Source organism: Streptomyces albicerus (genome assembly GCF_008905045.1).
GTDB lineage: Bacteria > Actinomycetota > Actinomycetes > Streptomycetales > Streptomycetaceae > Streptomyces > Streptomyces albicerus.
Genome location: NZ_VWMY01000011.1, coordinates 1 through 16,678, shown reverse-complemented (window position 1 = coordinate 16,678; position 16,678 = coordinate 1). Strand labels below are relative to the sequence as shown.

The following is a 16,678-nucleotide window of genomic DNA, read 5'->3' as shown; positions in this document are numbered from 1 at the left end:
GGCCCGTTGAGGCGGATCGTCTATGGTGACCGGGTGAAGATCGCGCTCATGGACTCCGGAATCGGACTGCTCGCGGCGGCCGCCGCCGTACGTCGTCTGCGCCCCGACGCGGAGCTCGTTCTCTCCTCGGACCCCGGCAACATGCCGTGGGGACGCCACACGCCGGAGGATGTGACCGCCCTCGCCCTCGCCGTCGCCGAGGCCGCCGCCTTGCACGGGCCCGACGCCCTGATCGTCGCGTGCAACACCGCGTCCGTGCACGCCCTGCCCACGCTGCGCGCCCACCTGGAGCCGGGGATTCCCGTGATCGGCACGGTCCCGGCGATCAAGCCGGCCGCGGCGGGCGGGGGGCCCGTCGCGATCTGGGCCACACCCGCCACCACCGGCAGCCCCTACCAGCGCGGTCTGATCCGTGAGTTCGCCGACGGTGTGACCGTCACCGAGGTGCCCTGCCCCGGGCTCGCCGACGCCATCGAACACGCGGACGAGGCAGCCATCGACGCCGCGATCGCCGCGGCCGCGGTGGGCACCCCCGACGATGTAAGGGCCGTCGTCCTGGGCTGCACCCATTACGAACTGGTCGCCGAGCGCATCCGCGCTGCCGTGCAGCGCCCCGGCCTCGCGCCGCTCGTCCTGCACGGATCCGCCGGCGCGGTGGCCGCCCAGGCGCTGCGCCGGATCGGTGGGGGCCCGGCCCTGGAGGCACCCGCTGACAGCAGCCTCACGGTGCTGCTCGGCGGACGCGCGGGGGCCCTGCCCGCGACCGCGCTGACGTACGACGAGGGCAGGCTGCTGCAGGCGGTCAGCCCGGCGCGCTGAACGTCCTGTCACGAAGCGGACACTCCGCGTCCACCCAGAGTAGTGACAGTCCGCAACCTGATGCCCGCGGAGCGGAACATGAGTACGCTCATTGGCATGAGGGACCACCCCCACGGCGAACAGGGCGCTGCCGACGCCCCGCACCCCGAGGTCTGGCACGGCCGCGCGTCCAACCGCGTTCAGTGGCTGCTCGCGACGGGCGGTGCCGCCTGCGTGGCACTGGGCATCGAGCTGGCCGTCGACTCGGCGTGGACGTCGGGCATCGCCCCGCTCGTCATGTCCGTGGTCGGCTGCATCGCCGCGGGCCTCCTGGTTCTCTTCGGCACGCTCGCGTTCGTGCACGTCGCCGTGAAGGTCGACAAGGAATGCCTCGAGGTGCGCTGCGGCCACATGGGCCTCCCGCGCCGCCGTATCCCGCTGTCGAACATCATCGGCGCCGACTTCGTGCCCCGGGTCACCCCGAGGCAGTGGGGCGGCTGGGGCTACCGCTGGCGGCCCGAGAAGGGGACCGCCGTGGTCGTCCGGCGCGGCGAGGGCCTGGTGCTCCGTCTTGGGGACGGCCATTCGTTCACCATCACGGTGGACAACGCGGAGGCGGCCGTCCGGGTCATCCGCGACCGGTTGAGAGCGGCCGCCGCGCGCACCGCCCGCTGACGTCAGAGGGGCTCGGCCCGGCAGGTTCGCACCTGAACCTCAGGGTTGCGGCGGACCGCTGCGGGCGCGTCCGGCGTCCACCGCGGTCTCCGGCACCTCGTCGAGCAGGCGGCGCGCCGTGGCGAGGCCCGCGAGCAGGCCCGCGCCCGCCGTCACCGTGGTGAAGCTCAGCGCGTTGCCGACCGCGGCGATCGCGGCCAGTGCCGTCAGGGCGGCGCCCGCCGTCAGCACGACCGGCGTCGGACGCGGCGATCGCCACAGCGCGTACAGCACCCAGCCGAACACCGCCGCGAGCAGGACCACGCCGACCACGCCCTGCTCGGCCGCCTGCTGGAACGGCGCCGAGTGAGGCTTGCCGTCGGGCAGCAGCGACTGCGTGACGGTCGGGCTCAGCTCCGAGAACCGTCCCGGTCCGACGCCAAGCCCCGGCTCCCGGCCGGCCATGTCGAGCGCGTCGTGCCACAGCAGGACCCGGTGCTGGGTGAGCTGCCCCTCCAGGGACCTGGTCAGACCGTCCGGCAGTACGTTCTCGGCGATCGCCCAGGTCGCTCCGGTCACCAGGACCGCGGTGAGGGTGAGGCCGCCGAGCCCCAGCCCACGGCGCCGCATGCGGTCGGCGGCGAGTGAGCACAGCAGCACACCCAGGCAGGCCACGAAACCCGACGTCGAACCCAGTACGGCCGCCGCCACCGCGATACCGGCGGCCAGCAGGCGCAGCACGAGCCGCAGCCCCGTCGGGCCGGCCGCCCACGCCGCACAGCACGCGGCCCCCGCGGAGATCGTCAGCAGCGCGGCGGTGGCGCCGGTCTGCCCGAGCGGCGAGGTCACCTGGGAACCCGGATTGGTGTGCGGGACGGCCACCGCAAGACCGAGCCCGGCGAGCGCGCCCGCGCACGGCGCGGCGACCGGCAGCAGCTCCCCGCAGATCCGCCCCGAGGCGTATCCGGCGGCCACGGCGAGCACCGCGAGCAGTACCCCCTCGGGCCGGCCGCCGTGCGCCGCGGCCGTGATCAAGGACCAGGCCGCGCAGGCTCCGAGCACGACGACACCCGTCGCGTCCGACTTGCTGCGTCTCTCGTGCGCCGACGCTGCACCGGCCGCCGACGCCATCCCCGTGGACCCCACCCCGCCGCCCCCCGACCTGTGACGGGCCCCGACCGCCCGGCCGGACACGGCCTGTACGTCAGAGGCTCGGGCACACCGTAACGGGTGATGCGCCGGTTTGTGGACGAGTTGCGCAGAAACGATGCGGCAGGTGAGAGGGGCGCGCCCGGCCGGGCGCCGAAGGCCGCGCTGTCGGCGCCACGGTCACGCGCCGTACACTCCCCGAGTGACCGTCACAGCAACCTCCGTAGACGAGCCGGAACAGCTCGAACCGCAGGCCCGGCCCGTATCGCGCGGCGCGCGACTGGTGCGGCGGCTCGCTCCGGCCGCCGCCGCGGCACTCTCCGGGGTGCTGCTGTACGTCAGTTTCCCGCCACGCACCCTGTGGTGGCTGGCCGTCCCGGCCTTCGCGGTCTTCGGCTGGGTGCTGCGCGGCCGCACCTGGAAGGCGGCCCTGGGCCTCGGCTACCTCTTCGGCCTCGGCTTCCTGCTGCCCCTGCTCGTGTGGACCGGCGTGGAGGTCGGTCCCGGGCCCTGGCTGGCCCTCGTCGTCATCGAGGCGGTGTTCGTCGCGCTCGTCGGCGTCGGCGTCGCGGCCGTGTCGAAGCTGCCCGGGTGGCCAATGTGGGCGGCCGCCCTGTGGATCGCCGGTGAGGCGGCACGCGCGCGTGCGCCGTTCGGCGGCTTCCCCTGGGGCAAGATCGCCTTCGGCCAGGCGGACGGCGTCTTCCTGCCGCTCGCGGCGGTGGGCGGCACTCCGGTGCTCGGGTTCGCGGTCGTCCTGTGCGGCTTCGGACTGTGCGAGATCGTCCGCCAGGCCCTCGAGGCGCGGCGCACCGGTGCCGTACGCCGCGGGGCCGCCGCGGTCGCTCTGCTCAGCCTCGTCCTCCCTGTCGTGGGCGCCTTCGCCGCGCGGCCCCTGGTCAGCGACACGGCCGAGGACGGCACCGCGACCGTCGCGGTCATCCAGGGCAATGTGCCGCGCGCCGGCCTCGACTTCAACTCCCAGCGGCGCGCCGTCCTCGACTACCACGCGCGGGAGACCGAGCGCCTCGCCGCGCAGGTCAAGGCCGGCAAGATCGCCCAGCCGGAGTTCGTGCTGTGGCCGGAGAACTCCTCCGACATCGACCCGTTCGGCAACCCCGACGCCTACGCCGTGATCGACCAGGCGGCCAAGGCGATCGGCGCGCCCATCTCGGTCGGCGGCGTCGTCGAGAAGAACGGCAAGCTCTACAACGAGCAGATCCTCTGGGACCCGGAGACCGGGCCCGGCGCCACCTACGACAAGCGGCAGGTCCAGCCGTTCGGCGAGTACCTCCCCCTGCGGTCGATGGTCGGCGCCATCAACGAGAACTGGACGTCCATGGTCCGCCAGGACTTCAGCCGGGGCAGCAAGCCCGGCGTGTTCACCATGGCGGGCACCAAGGTCGGCCTCGCGACCTGCTACGAAGCCGCCTTCGACTGGGCTGTGCGCGACACCGTCACCCATGGCGCCCAGATCATCTCCGTGCCGAGCAACAACGCCACGTTCGACCGCAGCGAGATGACCTACCAGCAGCTCGCCATGTCCCGGATCCGCGCGGTCGAGCACAGCCGAACCGTCACCGTCCCGGTGACCAGCGGCGTCAGTGCAGTGATCATGCCCGACGGGAAGATCACGCAGCGGACCGGCATGTTCGTGGCGGACTCGCTCGTCCAGAAGGTGCCGCTGCGCTCCTCCGAGACCCCCGCCACACGGCTCGGGACCGCGCCGGAGATGCTCCTGCTGCTGATCGCGGCGGGCGGGCTCGGCTGGGCCGTGACCTCGGTGGTGCGCGGGCGACGCACTGGTGACCTGTAGCCGTACACCGGTTGCATGCCGGTCGTGTCCGTCCGGAACGCGCCGGGATGGCGGAACCGGCCCGTTAGGGTCGGCTCATGGCTACTCCTGACTTCATCCGTACGATCCGGTCCACCGCGGGCCACCAGCTGCTGTGGCTCCCCGGCGTCACCGCCGTCGTCTTCGACGACGAGGGCAGAGTGCTGCTGGGACGCCGGGCCGACACCGGCAAGTGGGCTGTCGTCGCCGGAATGTCGGACCCCGGCGAGCAGCCCGCGGCCTGCGCCGTTCGGGAGGTGTACGAGGAGACGGGCGTCCGGTGCGTCGCCGAGCGCGTCGTGCTCGTACAGGCCCTGAAACCGATCACGTACCCGAACGGCGACATCTGCCAGTTCATGGACATCACGATCCGGTGCCGGGCAGTCGGCGGGGAGGCCCGCGTCAACGACGACGAATCGCTGGAGGTCGGCTGGTTCGACGTCGACGCGCTGCCGGAGCTGAACGAGCATGGGCTGTTCCGGATCAAGCAGGCGCTGTCGGACGAGCCCACGTGGTTCGACGCCACGACCTGACGACGAAGTGTGGGTGGTGACCACATCGGTCGGGGCGTGGCCGCTGCCTAGAGTCGGGGCATGACCGCGCCCAGCGCCCTCGCAGGCCCTCACGCCCCGTCTCTCGACCTCGGCGGCTGTACCGCCCTCGTCACCGGCGCCGCAGGCGGCATCGGCCGCGCGTGCGCACGGCGGCTCGCCGCGGCCGGGGCGAAGGTGCGCGCGGTCGACCGGGACGCCGGGGGACTCGATGCGCTCGCCGAACAGGCCCAGGGCCTCGCCGGCACCGTCGAGCCCCACGTCCTCGACCTCACCGACCTGGACGCCGCGGAGTCCGCCGCCGCGGGCACCGACATCCTGGTCAACAATGCCGGGCTGCAACTGGTGCGCCCCATCGAGGAGTTCCCGCCCGACACCTTCCACACCGTGCTGACCGTGATGCTGGAGGCTCCGTTCCGGCTGATCCGGGGGGCACTGCCGCACATGTACGGGCAGGGGTGGGGCCGCATCGTCAATGTGTCCTCCGTCCATGGGCTGCGCGCCTCTGCCTTCAAGTCCGCGTATGTGGCGGCGAAACACGGACTGGAAGGTCTCTCCAAGACCGCGGCCCTGGAAGGTGCCCCCCATGGAGTCACCTCGAACTGTGTGAACCCCGCCTATGTGCGCACCCCACTGGTCGAGCAGCAGCTCGCCGACCAGGCCGCCGCCCACGGCATCCCCGAGGAGCGGGTACTGACCGAGGTCCTGCTGCAGGACAGCGCGGTCAAGCGCCTCATCGAACCGGAGGAGGTCGCCGAAGCCGTGGCATATCTGTGCAGCCCGCCCGCGTCCTTCGTCACCGGGACCTCGCTGGTCCTCGACGGCGGCTGGACCGCGCACTGAACGCGAGTTGTCCACAGGGCTGGTCAGGCTGTCGGTGCGGTGGGTAATCCTGGTGGACATGTCTCGCGATCAATTGCAGTCAGCCGGGCGCTCCGAGGCGAGCGCCGAGGCGCCGTTCCTTGAGCTGCTGGCCCGGGGCGCGTCCGCCGACGCGTACGAACAGCCGGTGCTGCTCGCCCGCGCGGACGGGCTGCCGCCCGACCGGGTCGTCGCTCTGGAGCACGCCAAGCTGCTCGCGCTGCGCGTGCGCTCCGAGATGGAGGGGCGCCGCAGACGCGAGGCCGAGCTGTCCGCGCTCTTCGAGACGGCCCACGACCTCGCGGGACTGCGGGACCTCGACGCCGTGCTCCAGGCGATCGTGCAGCGCGCCCGCTCGCTGCTGAGCACGGACGTGGCGTACCTCAGCCTGAACGACCCGGCCAAGGGCGACACGTACATGCGGGTCACCGAGGGCTCGGTGGCGGCGCGCTTCCAGCAGCTGCGGCTCGGCATGGGGGAGGGGCTCGGCGGGCTCGTCGCCCAGACGGCCCGCCCCTATGTCACCGACGACTACTTCCGGGACGACCGCTTCCAGCACACCCAGACCATCGACGCGGGGGTACGCGACGAGGGGCTGGTGGCGATCCTCGGCGTGCCCCTCATGCTCGGACCGCATGTCATCGGCGTGCTCTTCGCAGCCGACCGCCGTGCGCGGGTCTTCGAGCGGGAGCAGATCGCGCTGCTCGGCTCGTTCGCCGCCCTCGCGGCCGCCGCCATCGACACCGCGAACCTGCTCACCGAGACCCGTGAAGCACTCGCGGACCTGGAGCGGGCCAACGAGATCATCCGCGACCGCAGCGGCGTCATCGAGCGCGCCTCGGACGTCCACGACCGGCTGGCGGAACTCGTACTGCGGGGCGGCGGAGTCCACGACGTGTCCGCCGCGGTCTCCCAGGTCCTTGACGCCACCGTGCAGTTCGCCGACGCGGGTGCCGCACCCGGCGACGCCCTGGAGGTATCACGGGCCGAAGGACACGCCGTCCGGCACGGGGACGACTGGGTCGCGGCCGTCGCCGCCGGCGGGGAACTGCTCGGCGCGCTGGTGCTGCGCGGCCACCCTGGGCTCGACCCCGTCGACCAGCGCACCCTGGAACGGGCCGCCATGGTCACCTCGCTCCTGCTGCTCGCCCGCCGCTCGGCCTCCGAGGCCGAACAGCGCGTCCGCGGCGAGCTGTTGGACGACCTGCTCGACGCGCGCGACCGCGACCCCCGGCTGCTGCGCGAGCGTGCCGCCCGGCTGGACGCCGACCTCGACGCCGTCCATGTGGTGCTGGCCGCCCGCCTCGACGCCGAGGCCGCCGACGGCGACCAGGAGGCCGCCGCCCGCCGCAGGCTGTGGTCCGCCGCCTCCCACCTCGCCGCCACCCGGCACGGACTGGCCGCGGCCCGCGACGGCGGCACCGTTCTGCTGCTGCCCCTCGGCCCCGGTGACACCGCGACTGACCTGGCCCGCCGCACGGCCAGAGACCTGGGGACGGCCGTCCACGAAGCGGTCACCGTCGGCGCCTCCGCGCCCGTCCAGGACCTCGCCTCCCGTCCGGACACCGTGGCCGACGCCTACGCGGAGGGTCAGCGATGCCTCGAAGCGCTGCGGCTCCTCGGCCGGACCGGGGACGGCGCCGCGGCGGAGGACTTCGGGTTCCTGGGGCTGCTGCTCGCCGGGAGCAAGGACATCTCGGGCTTCGTCGAGCGCACCGTCGGCCAGGTCGTCACATACGACGAGAAGCGCGGCACCGACCTCCTGCGCACCCTCGACGCGTACTTCGCCTGCGGCATGAGCCCGGCACGCACCAAGGACGAACTGCACGTCCACGTCAACACGGTCGCGCAGCGGCTGGAGCGGGTCGGCCGCCTGCTCGGCGCCGACTGGCAGAGCCCGGCTCGGGCTCTGGAGATCCAACTCGCCCTGCGGCTGCACCGGTTGGCGTCGACCGCACAGCGTTGACCCCCGCACGCGCGTGCGTACGGGGGTCGGTCTCCGAGAAGCCGGCTGCCGGCTCAGGTGGTACGGGCGTCGGCGGCGTGGGCCGGTGTCGTCGCATCTTCGGGGCCGGGCCCGGCTTCCATCTCCACGTCCGCGAGGTCGCGGTGCCGGGTCTCCTTCGCCACGCCCACCGCGATCAGTGTCAGCACGGCGGCCCCGATCACGTAGAGGGCGATGGGAGTGGAGCTGTCGTAGTCCGCCAGCAGCGCGGTCGCGATGAGCGGCGCCGGCGCGCCCGCCGCGACCGACGAGAACTGCGCGCCGATCGAAGCGCCCGAATAGCGCATGCGGGTGGCGAACATCTCCGAGAAGAAGGCCGCCTGCGGCGCGTACATGGCCCCGTGCAGCACCAGGCCCACGGTCACGGCGAGGATCAGGTTCCCGAAACTGCCGGTGTCGATGAGTGAGAAGAACGGGAACATCCACAGACCGACGCCGGCCGCGCCCAGCAGATACACCGGCCGACGGCCCACGCGGTCCGACAGGGCGCCCCAGACCGGGATGACCGCGAAGTGCACGGCGGACGCGATGAGCACCGCGTTCAGCGCCGTCTGCTTGGAGAGTCCGGCCGAGGTGGTGGCGTACACGAGGATGAAGGCGGTGATCACGTAGTAGCTGATGTTCTCCGCCATACGCGCGCCCATCGCGATCAGCACGTCCCGCCAGTGGTACCGCAGCACGGACACCAGCGGCAGCTTCTCGACGGTCCCGTCCTGGGCCGCCTTGCGCGCCTCGGCCTGAGCGAGGGCCGCCTTGAAGACAGGCGATTCATCGACAGACAGACGAATCCACAAACCGACGATCACCAGCACACCCGACAGCAGGAACGGAATGCGCCAGCCCCAGGACGTGAAGGCGGCGTCCGAGAGGACGGCGGTCAGCAGCGACAGCACACCCGTCGCCAGCAACTGCCCGGCGGGCGCCCCGGTCTGCGGCCACGAGGCCCAGAACCCGCGCCGCCGTGCGTCCCCGTGCTCCGACACCAGCAGCACGGCGCCGCCCCACTCGCCTCCCAGCGCGAAGCCCTGCACCAGGCGCAGCACGGTCAGCAGCACTGGAGCCGCCGTGCCGACGGTCGCGTGCGTGGGCAGCAGCCCGATCGCGAAGGTCGCCGCGCCCATCAGCAGCAGACTCAGGACCAGCAGCTTCTTGCGCCCGAGCCGGTCGCCGTAGTGCCCGAAGACGAGCGCCCCGAGCGGCCGGGCGGCGAAGCCCACCGCATACGTCAGGAACGACAGCAGGGTGCCGACGAGCGGGTCGGAGTCCGGGAAGAACAGTTTGTTGAAGACGAGCGCGGCGGCAGATCCGTAGAGGAAGAAGTCGTACCACTCGATGGTGGTGCCGATGAGGCTGGCGGCGACGATGCGCTTGAGGCTGGCGGGTGGTGGGGGAGCGGTTGCTGCGGAGGCCATGTGCGCCACTTCCTCGTGTGCGGTGGGGACGGGTACGTGTCGGAACACCGTAGGAATTGGCAGGTCAGGCGCACATGTGGTGGGACAACATAGTTCGGGGCCGGAGTGTAAGCGTGGCCTCCACTTCATCACCCGTATTCACCCGTGCTGGCTGCAAGCCCGACACCTCGACAACGGGCGGCGCACACCGCCGGGAGCAGGGCGGGACCCCTCCGTGGTGCCCGGGGCTGGGTGATGCTGAAAAGTCGGGGACGCGCCGCCGACAATCCCGTCGCAGAACATGGCCGCCGAAGCCAATGTCACAGATCCGGCGCCTCTCCGGTCTGGTGTTGTGAACAACCCGCGGCGGAAACAAGTGAATTGAGGGTGGGGTACCGCGCCAATGCCTTATGCAGTTTCAACGATTATCACTGACAGGACATCGATGGCTGACTCTTGGCATCTGAGGGCAGACGTGCTGACTTCCTATGAAAATGCATCTCTGGAAAGAAGCCTCCTTCCTGCGCCGGCATTGCGTGGAGACGACTTCGTGGCCGCCTCACGATACGTACCCGGCCGGCCACGCGCGCTGCTGAGCGGTGACTTCTACGACATCGTGCAGACAGAGGATTCGACTGTGCATGTGATCATGGGTGACGTTTCCGGACACGGAGTGGCAGAAGCCGCTCTCGCGATTCACATGCGCGTGGCTTGGCGGACGGCTGTTCTCTGCGGAAAGACTCAGTTCGAGCAACTGGGCATCCTGGAGAGGATCCTGGTCGACGAGAGAGCGGACGACGACACATACACCACGGTTGTGTCGCTGGTGTTCCCTTCGGGAGGAAGGTCCGTCAGAGCGGTGAGTGCGGGGCACCCAGGACTTCTGCTGCGAAGGCGGGGGAAAGTCCATTGGGTCGAGCCGCAGGCCGGAATTGCGCTCGGTCTGTTTCCGGGATGCGAAGACTGGACGGAGACGGAAATTCAGCTGTCCCCGTGCGACGGTGTGGTCCTCTACACCGATGGACTGTTCGAGGGGAGGACCGCGCCGTCCGCACGGCTCGGCGAGGAAGGCCTGCTCCGGCTGGCGATGCGGCACGTACACCTGCCGGGGCAGGAGTTCATAGACGCGTTGGTCGATGGCGCCGCGTCGAAGGCCGCTCCCTACGGGGGCCTGGCGGACGACGTCGCTGTTCTCCACCTGGGCTGGAACGCGGGACCACGCCCCCGCAGGTAGGGGACGATGACGCGTCATGAGGTCTTTCGTTCGCTACTCCGGTCAGCTGACGCGGTCCCCCAACCGGTGCGGATGCGCCGGATACACGCCGAGAACGCGTACCTCGGACGAGAAGAAGCGCAGTTCCTGCAACGCGAGGGCGACGCGGGGCTCGTCGGGATGTCCCTCGATCTCGACATAGAAGCGGCTGGGATTCAGCCCGGCACCCAGCTGGTAGCTCTCGATCTTGGTGAGGTTCACGGCGCTGCTCGCGAATCCGCCGAGCGCCTTGTAGAGCGCGCTGGGAATGTTCCGTACGCAGAAGAACAGACTGGTCATCGTCGGATCGTCCGTGCTCGGCGAGAGGCTGGCGTCCCGGGAGAGTACGACGAACCGCGTGGTGTTGTCGGGATCGTCCTCGACCGCCGGCCGCAGTACGTCCAGGCCGTAGAGCCGTGCCGCGGCCGGCGGGGCCAGCGCCGCGTGCCTGGGGTCGCCCAGCTCCGCGACTTCACGGGCCGCACCTGCCGTGTCATCGCTGATGAGGGTGCGCCAGCCGCCTTCGCGCAGTACCTTCCGGCACTGCCCCAGGGCGTGCACGTGGCTGCGTACGCACTCCACCTGGTCAAGTGACGTGCCGGGGACGGCCATGAGGTCGAAGCGGATGGCGAGGAAGTACTCGGCGACGATGAACAGGCCTGTCTCCGGAAGGAGATGATGCACGTCCGCGACGCGCCCGGCCGCGGAGTTGTCCACCGGAATCACCGCCACCTCGGCGGTGCCGAGCGTCACAGCGTCCAGCGCCTGCTCGAAGCTCGTGCAGGCGAGCCCTCTGCTCTCGGGGTACAGAGCACGGGCGGCGGTCGCGGAATTGGATCCCGGTTCACCCTGGTACGCGACGACCATCACGGTGCTGAGCCTTCCCTCGTCGAAGCGGCGTTGCCGGGCGGCAGAAGCTCCACCGCAAACCGCATGCACTGCAGGACGGGCGTGCTGCTTTCGATCAGGGACACCAGAGAGTCGTGACCCTCAATTCCGAGGAAGGGCGCGCCGTATTCGTACACCGCCGCGACCACCTCGTGGACCATGTGACTGGCCCGCCGCGTCGACGCGGCCAGGGGGCCGTCGGGGGACGGCCCAGCACCCGGGCTGCCGGGGGAAGTGCCGTGCAGGTGCACGGCCAGGCTCAGTCGTTCGTCGTGCAGCACAGCGGCCAGTTCCGCGGCTGCGGCAGCGGGTGACATCGCCGACACGACGGGAGAGGCCGCCACTTGCTGATCCAGAGCCGTCAGGGCATCGGTCAGCCGACGGGCAGAGCCGAGCGCCATGGCGGTGACCGCCGTCCGGACGAAGGCAGCGTCGTCGGACCGTAGCGGTGTGCCTGCTGAGCTGGTGGCGAATCCGCCGGGCACATAGACCTGGTCCAGCGGGAGCGTGGGGTCGTAGGTGTCCGTGTCGTCCACGGTGCGGTGTGGGCGCGGCAGTGCGTTCGAGGAGAGCACGAAGACGTCGGGTCCTCTTTTCGCTGCTTCGGTCCGGGGCCGCTGCCGGTGGTCGACGAGCGGCACAGCCAGCCATCGTGCATGCCGAGCGTCCCACGGCATCCGCCACACCCCCGACAGCGAGAAGCCGCCTGGGACGGAACGGGCGATGGTGAGGCCGTGGTCAGTGGGTAGGGCGGCGGGAAGCGGAGCGGCCCAGTTCCATGTGGTGGTGAACGACCTCCACGCCGCGGAGGGATCGTGGTGCGCCTCGCGCTCGTAGAAGCGCAGCACTTGCGCCAGGGCGGTGCCCGGCCCGACGACCTCGGGGGAAGTGCCTTGCGATGCTGTGCCGTGCCTAGGCAGCTTGATCACCGGCCCAGAGTTCCTGCGTGATGGGGATGACGTTCTCCAACTCCTCGCCGCCTGCGTAGCGATGCAGCTGCCGCCGCAGGAAGTCAATGGACATCGGCCGGAACGCGTCGGTGAACGCTGCCGCATGAGGGGTGATCAGCGCACCGGGGAGGTTCCACAGCGGGTGATCGGCGGGCAGGGGCTCGGGATCCGTCACGTCGAGCGCGACCCGCAGTCGGCCGTTGCGTACCTCTCGGACCACCGCGGCGGTGTCCACGAGTTCGCCGCGGGCGGTGTTCACCAGCACGGCCCCGTCCTTCAGCAGCGCCAGGAAGTCTGCGCCGAACATGCCGCGCGTTGCCTTTGTGAGCGGTGCGCAGAGCACCACGGCATCGGCCGTGGGAAGCAGTTCGGTCAGCACCGCCGCGCTGTACACGCGGCCGGCCGCTGAGGTGCGCCCGACCCGGGCCACCGGCACGACCTCGCACCCGAACGCATGGAGCCGGGCTGCGACGGCCGTGCCCACGGCCCCGTATCCGACGACCAGGACGCGCTTGCCGACCAGCGTGGGCCAGACCTTGGACTTCCATTCGTGCTGCGCCTGTTGGCCGATGAATTGGTCGACACCGCGCATGAGAGCGAGCAGGAGAGTGACAGCCAGTTCTGCCGTCGCCTCGCGGTGGACTCCACGGGCGGTGGCCAGCTGCGCGCCGGGCGGCATCGCGCCCAGCAGCGGGGCCATGCCGTCGTATCCCGAGCTGAGGAGCTGGAGAACCTGCAGATTGCCTGTGTGGGGCAGTACGCGGCTCAGGGCATGTTCCGCCGCGGGCGTAGGGGGACCGACCAGGAAACGGACGTCGTTCGGGTCACCAGGCAGCGAGTGGGAACCGTTCCAGTACTGGTAGGAAATCCCGTCCGGCAGGCCGGGAACCTCCCCCGGAGGATAGGGAAGCCACGCGGTCATGCCGTCATTCATCGTGCATCAGCTACTTCCAGGTCTTGTCGTGCAGCTCGGACGACCGCCGGTGTGCCAGTCCGTGCTGCGGGCCCGTGCGGGCTCGTCCTTGCGGCACACGATGTGCGGAGAGGACAGGTCGGCGCCTGTTCCTGTGCTCCCGCGGCTGTCTCTGGTGTCTGCGTCGCGACGTTGCGAGGGCGACGAACACACCGAATTATACAGTGTCACAAGTTATGTATGCGGTGACTCCTGTGTCGGTGTCACGGCGCCTGTGGTCACATGGTTCTTCGATGAGCGATCCGAGAAAGGCCGCCAATTCGGCTCTGTTCACTGGTGCTTGGCCTGTTCGTCCGAGGAAGAACTTCCTGACGGCACCGGCTGCCTCAAGCGGACGCGAACGCGCCCCCCGTCAGACGCTCGGAGATCTCCCACAGCCGGGCGGCGTCCGCCTCGCTCCGGGCCGACTTGTAGATCGCCAGCTCGGTGGGGCCGCCGGTGAACTGCCCGAGGCCGTCAGGACCGTAGAGGAGCCCGCCCCTGGCCTGGGGGCTCGTGGCTGCGTACAGCGGCGGAAGCATCCCTGCGTCGACAGAATGCACGAAGACGCCCCAGCGAGCCAGTCGTTTCACGATCGCCTCAAAAGGGGCGGGACGGCTGCGGCCGAGGTTGGGCCCGGACGCGTAGAGGTTGGTCAATGTCGTGCCGGGATGAGCGGCGTTGCTGACAATGCCCCACCCGTTCGCCGCGCTGCGGCGCTCCAACTCGAGGGCGAACAACAGATTGCCCAGCTTCGAGAGGTTGTAGGCACGCACCGGCGAATAGCGTCTCTCGCTCTGCAGGTCGTCCCAGTTGATCCGGCCGCTGCGGGCCGCGCTGCTGGTGATGGTCGTCACGCGGGCCTGACCCGCCTGCAGCAGCGGCATCAGGCGTCCGGTGAGCGCCACATGGCCGAGGTAGTTGGTTCCGAATTGCAGCTCGTACCCGTCCACTGTCGTGTGCCGGGTGGCCGGTGCCATCACTCCCGCATTGTTGATCAAAAGGTTGATCGGCCTGCCGTCTGCCTGCAGTGCGTCAGCGAGGCCATCCACCGACGCCAGTGAGGCCAGGTCGAGGTCACGAATGGAGACCTTCGCCTGGGGCGTGGCGGCCATAATCTGCTCCAGAACGGCGGCTCCTTTGGCCGCGTCGCGGACCGGCAATATGAGATCGGCGCCGGCGCGAGCGAGCCGTTGGGCCAGCCCGAGTCCGATGCCGTTGCTCGCTCCGGTCACCACGGCGAGCTTTCCGCGCAGGTCGGGGACGGTTACGTCGTTCATCGCATGCTCCTGGTGTGCGGTCGTGTCGTTGCCAGGCCACAAGGGTCCGTGCACGGGATCGCCCGATCCATGAGTTGCTCAACCTTGGATCGGCAGAGCATGGCAAAGGCCGCATGGGGCCCGTCGTGCCTGCCGGTCTGGTGCCGATGCGGCCATGACCCAGTGTGACAAGGTGTTGCTTCGCACAGTATGTTCGCTGTGCACGCTGTGATACATGGTTGCATATCTGCGCCGCAGCATTCATCGGCTGCGGCCGGACGTCGGCCGCAGCCGATGGCGATGGCGATGTGCCACTGGACTGCTCTGCTGTTTCCAAGGATGTGCGTGGCTCCAGCACGCGGAGCCGGCCCTTTTGTCTCTGCGCGGCTGTGTTGCCCGCAGGCAGGCGCCGTCAGACGGACGGTGCTGGGGGGCTGTTGCGAACGGGGTGCTTGCTCATGACCGAGACCCGGTTGAAGGCGTTCATGGTGATCGCCACCCAGATCACGGCGGAGATCTCGTCGTCCGACAGCGCGGCACGGGCGAGAGCGTAGGCGGTGCTCTGGGGGTCGGCGTCCGCGGCGTGGGTGGTGGCCTCCGCCAGCGCCAGCGCCGCACGCTCGCGCGGGGTGAACAACTCGGTGTCCCGCCAGGCCGGCAGTACGCCGAGACGCTGAGTGGTCTCGCCCGCGCGCAGGGCCGTCTTGGTGTGCAGATTGAGGCAGAACGCACAGCCGTTGAGCTGCGACACCCGGATGTTGATCAGCTCGACGAGCAGGCGGTCCAGCCCGGCCTCGGCCGCGACGCCGCGCACCGCCTCGGCTGTGGCCGTCAGGGCGCGGTAGGCATCCGGGCTCTGCTTGTCGACGAAGACACGTCCCTCGGTGGTCGCCGCTGCCGTCTGGGTCACCTGAACTCCTTCATCACACGATCTCTCGGTCTCCGTCCTATCATCGACCCTGTGAATGTTGAAAATCGAACGTTCCTTGAAGGGGGCACCTTCCGGTGAGCAACACAGAAGAGCGCCCTGCCGAGTTGACCTGCCGGGCCGAGACCGACGGACGGCCGCACACGCGCATCGAGACAATCACCCCGCGGGACGTCCCGCTCGGCGGCCCTCGTGCCATGCGGGTACGGCGCACACTGCCCCAGCGGGCCCGGGCGCTCATCGGCGCCTGGTGCTTCGCTGACCACTACGGCCCCGACGATGTCACGACGAGCGGCGGCATGGACGTCGCCCCTCACCCTCACACCGGTCTGCAGACGGTGAGCTGGCTCTTCAGCGGCGAGATCGAACACCGCGACAGCCTGGGCACCCACGCCTTCGTCAGGCCCGGCGAGCTGAACCTCATGACGGGCGGCTTCGGCATCAGCCACTCGGAGGTCTCCACACCGAACACCACCGTTTTGCACGGTGTGCAACTGTGGGTGGCGCTGCCCGGCGAACACCGCAATGCGGCAAGGGACTTCCAGCACCACGTCCCACGCGCCGTGCCGCTGGACGGCGGCGAGGCCCGCGTCTTCTTGGGCACGCTCGCCGGCGACACATCCCCCGTGCGCACCTTCACCCCGCTCCTCGGAGCGGAACTCACCGTGGACCCCGGCGCCACGGTGATCCTTGATGTCGATCCCGGATTCGAGCACGGCGTCCTCGTCGACAGCGGCGACGTCCTCATGAACGAAACGACGCTGAAGCCGGCCGAACTCGGCTACGCGGCACCCGGCCACACCGCCGTTGACCTGACCAACCAGGGGCAGGAGGCGGCACGACTGGTGCTCCTGGGCGGGCCGCCGTTCCCGGAGGAGATCGTCATGTGGTGGAACTTCATCGGCCGCACCCACGAGGACATCGTGCAGGCCCGCGATGCCTGGCAGAACGCGTCGGACCGCTTCGGCCGAGTGGAGGGCTACGACGGCGACCGCCTCCCGGCACCCGCACTGCCCAACGCCACGATCACCCCGCGCAAGAACCCGGGCCCGCCCGTGAAGGAACCACGCTGACCGAGCCGAGCACCGAACACGGCATACGGAAACACCACACCTTCCGCTAGTGTCCTGCGCCAGAGATCCGTCGGTAGAAGCGGGCGAGGGAGTCGAGGATCTCTTCGGCTGTCTTGGTCCAGATGAACGGCTT

Annotated in this window: 15 protein-coding genes; 8 read left to right on the top strand and 7 right to left on the bottom strand. The window is 70.2% G+C overall.

Annotated elements, in window-relative coordinates; genetic code table 11:
* The first annotated feature begins 33 nt into the window (after positions 1-33).
* Entirely contained in the window at positions 34-819 is a 786-nt protein-coding gene (locus GAS53_RS11170) for a glutamate racemase (protein ID WP_192583066.1), read from the top strand.
* A gap of 96 nt (positions 820-915) precedes the next feature.
* Positions 916-1,473: a hypothetical protein gene (locus tag GAS53_RS11165; protein ID WP_151477344.1), complete on the top strand. Its 558-nt coding sequence runs from the start codon at positions 916-918 to the stop codon at positions 1,471-1,473.
* Between the two features lie 39 nt (positions 1,474-1,512).
* Here GAS53_RS11165 and GAS53_RS11160 read toward each other — a convergent pair whose 3' ends face one another.
* Entirely contained in the window at positions 1,513-2,583 is a 1,071-nt protein-coding gene (locus GAS53_RS11160; RefSeq protein ID WP_151477485.1) for an O-antigen ligase family protein, read from the bottom strand.
* A 220-nt stretch (positions 2,584-2,803) separates the two neighbouring features.
* Between GAS53_RS11160 and lnt the strand changes: the two genes are divergently transcribed.
* The 4 genes from lnt to GAS53_RS11140 all read left to right on the top strand — a co-directional run bounded on the left by lnt (position 2,804) and on the right by GAS53_RS11140 (position 7,813).
* Positions 2,804-4,417, top strand: coding sequence for an apolipoprotein N-acyltransferase (lnt, locus tag GAS53_RS11155; protein WP_151477343.1), 1,614 nt, complete (start codon positions 2,804-2,806; stop codon positions 4,415-4,417).
* Positions 4,418-4,494: 77 nt separating this feature from the next.
* The gene (locus GAS53_RS11150; RefSeq protein ID WP_151477342.1) at positions 4,495-4,968 is read left to right on the top strand and encodes an NUDIX hydrolase; all 474 of its coding nucleotides are present in this window, start codon (positions 4,495-4,497) and stop codon (positions 4,966-4,968) included.
* Positions 4,969-5,028: 60 nt separating this feature from the next.
* On the top strand, positions 5,029-5,829 hold the full coding sequence (locus tag GAS53_RS11145; protein ID WP_151477341.1) for a 3-hydroxybutyrate dehydrogenase: 801 nt from the start codon (positions 5,029-5,031) through the stop codon (positions 5,827-5,829).
* A 58-nt stretch (positions 5,830-5,887) separates the two neighbouring features.
* Complete coding sequence (locus tag GAS53_RS11140) at positions 5,888-7,813, top strand: helix-turn-helix domain-containing protein (protein WP_151477340.1); 1,926 nt, start codon at positions 5,888-5,890, stop codon at positions 7,811-7,813.
* 53 nt (positions 7,814-7,866) lie between these two features.
* On the opposite strand, the gene GAS53_RS11135 is transcribed toward GAS53_RS11140, so the two are convergent.
* Entirely contained in the window at positions 7,867-9,264 is a 1,398-nt protein-coding gene (locus GAS53_RS11135; RefSeq protein WP_192583065.1) for an MFS transporter, read from the bottom strand.
* Between the two features lie 529 nt (positions 9,265-9,793).
* Between GAS53_RS11135 and GAS53_RS11130 the strand changes: the two genes are divergently transcribed.
* Positions 9,794-10,477, top strand: coding sequence for a PP2C family protein-serine/threonine phosphatase (locus GAS53_RS11130; RefSeq protein ID WP_404829205.1), 684 nt, complete (start codon positions 9,794-9,796; stop codon positions 10,475-10,477).
* Between the two features lie 42 nt (positions 10,478-10,519).
* Here GAS53_RS11130 and GAS53_RS11125 read toward each other — a convergent pair whose 3' ends face one another.
* The 5 genes from GAS53_RS11125 to GAS53_RS11105 all read right to left on the bottom strand — a co-directional run bounded on the left by GAS53_RS11125 (position 10,520) and on the right by GAS53_RS11105 (position 15,454).
* Positions 10,520-11,365, bottom strand: a complete 846-nt coding sequence (locus GAS53_RS11125) for a prephenate dehydratase (protein WP_192583064.1) — start codon at positions 11,363-11,365, stop codon at positions 10,520-10,522.
* On the bottom strand, positions 11,362-12,312 hold the full coding sequence (locus GAS53_RS11120; RefSeq protein WP_151477337.1) for a hypothetical protein: 951 nt from the start codon (positions 12,310-12,312) through the stop codon (positions 11,362-11,364). Before GAS53_RS11120 ends, GAS53_RS11125 begins: the two co-directional genes overlap by 4 nt.
* On the bottom strand, positions 12,296-13,255 hold the full coding sequence (locus tag GAS53_RS11115) for an NAD(P)-dependent oxidoreductase (RefSeq protein ID WP_225858858.1): 960 nt from the start codon (positions 13,253-13,255) through the stop codon (positions 12,296-12,298). The genes GAS53_RS11120 and GAS53_RS11115 overlap by 17 nt, the downstream gene beginning before the upstream one ends.
* Positions 13,256-13,632: 377 nt before the next feature.
* Positions 13,633-14,565: an SDR family oxidoreductase gene (locus GAS53_RS11110; protein WP_151477335.1), complete on the bottom strand. Its 933-nt coding sequence runs from the start codon at positions 14,563-14,565 to the stop codon at positions 13,633-13,635.
* Positions 14,566-14,956: 391 nt separating this feature from the next.
* On the bottom strand, positions 14,957-15,454 hold the full coding sequence (locus tag GAS53_RS11105; protein WP_151477334.1) for a carboxymuconolactone decarboxylase family protein: 498 nt from the start codon (positions 15,452-15,454) through the stop codon (positions 14,957-14,959).
* Positions 15,455-15,549: 95 nt separating this feature from the next.
* Here GAS53_RS11105 and GAS53_RS11100 point away from each other — a divergent pair, with 95 nt between their 5' ends.
* Positions 15,550-16,545 carry a pirin family protein gene (locus tag GAS53_RS11100; protein ID WP_151477333.1) on the top strand — a complete coding sequence of 332 codons (996 nt, stop codon included), beginning with the start codon at positions 15,550-15,552 and terminating at the stop codon, positions 16,543-16,545.
* Positions 16,546-16,678: the final 133 nt, after the last annotated feature.

Coding starts and splice junctions, on each gene's coding strand:
- GAS53_RS11115 (WP_225858858.1), bottom strand. CDS start 13,255: ATGACCGCGTGGCTTCCCTATCCTCCGGGGGAGGTTCCCGGCCTGCCG.
- GAS53_RS11150 (WP_151477342.1), top strand. CDS start 4,495: ATGGCTACTCCTGACTTCATCCGTACGATCCGGTCCACCGCGGGCCAC.
- GAS53_RS11165 (WP_151477344.1), top strand. CDS start 916: ATGAGGGACCACCCCCACGGCGAACAGGGCGCTGCCGACGCCCCGCAC.
- GAS53_RS11140 (WP_151477340.1), top strand. CDS start 5,888: ATGTCTCGCGATCAATTGCAGTCAGCCGGGCGCTCCGAGGCGAGCGCC.
- GAS53_RS11160 (WP_151477485.1), bottom strand. CDS start 2,583: ATGGCGTCGGCGGCCGGTGCAGCGTCGGCGCACGAGAGACGCAGCAAG.
- GAS53_RS11145 (WP_151477341.1), top strand. CDS start 5,029: ATGACCGCGCCCAGCGCCCTCGCAGGCCCTCACGCCCCGTCTCTCGAC.
- GAS53_RS11135 (WP_192583065.1), bottom strand. CDS start 9,264: ATGGCCTCCGCAGCAACCGCTCCCCCACCACCCGCCAGCCTCAAGCGC.
- GAS53_RS11110 (WP_151477335.1), bottom strand. CDS start 14,565: ATGAACGACGTAACCGTCCCCGACCTGCGCGGAAAGCTCGCCGTGGTG.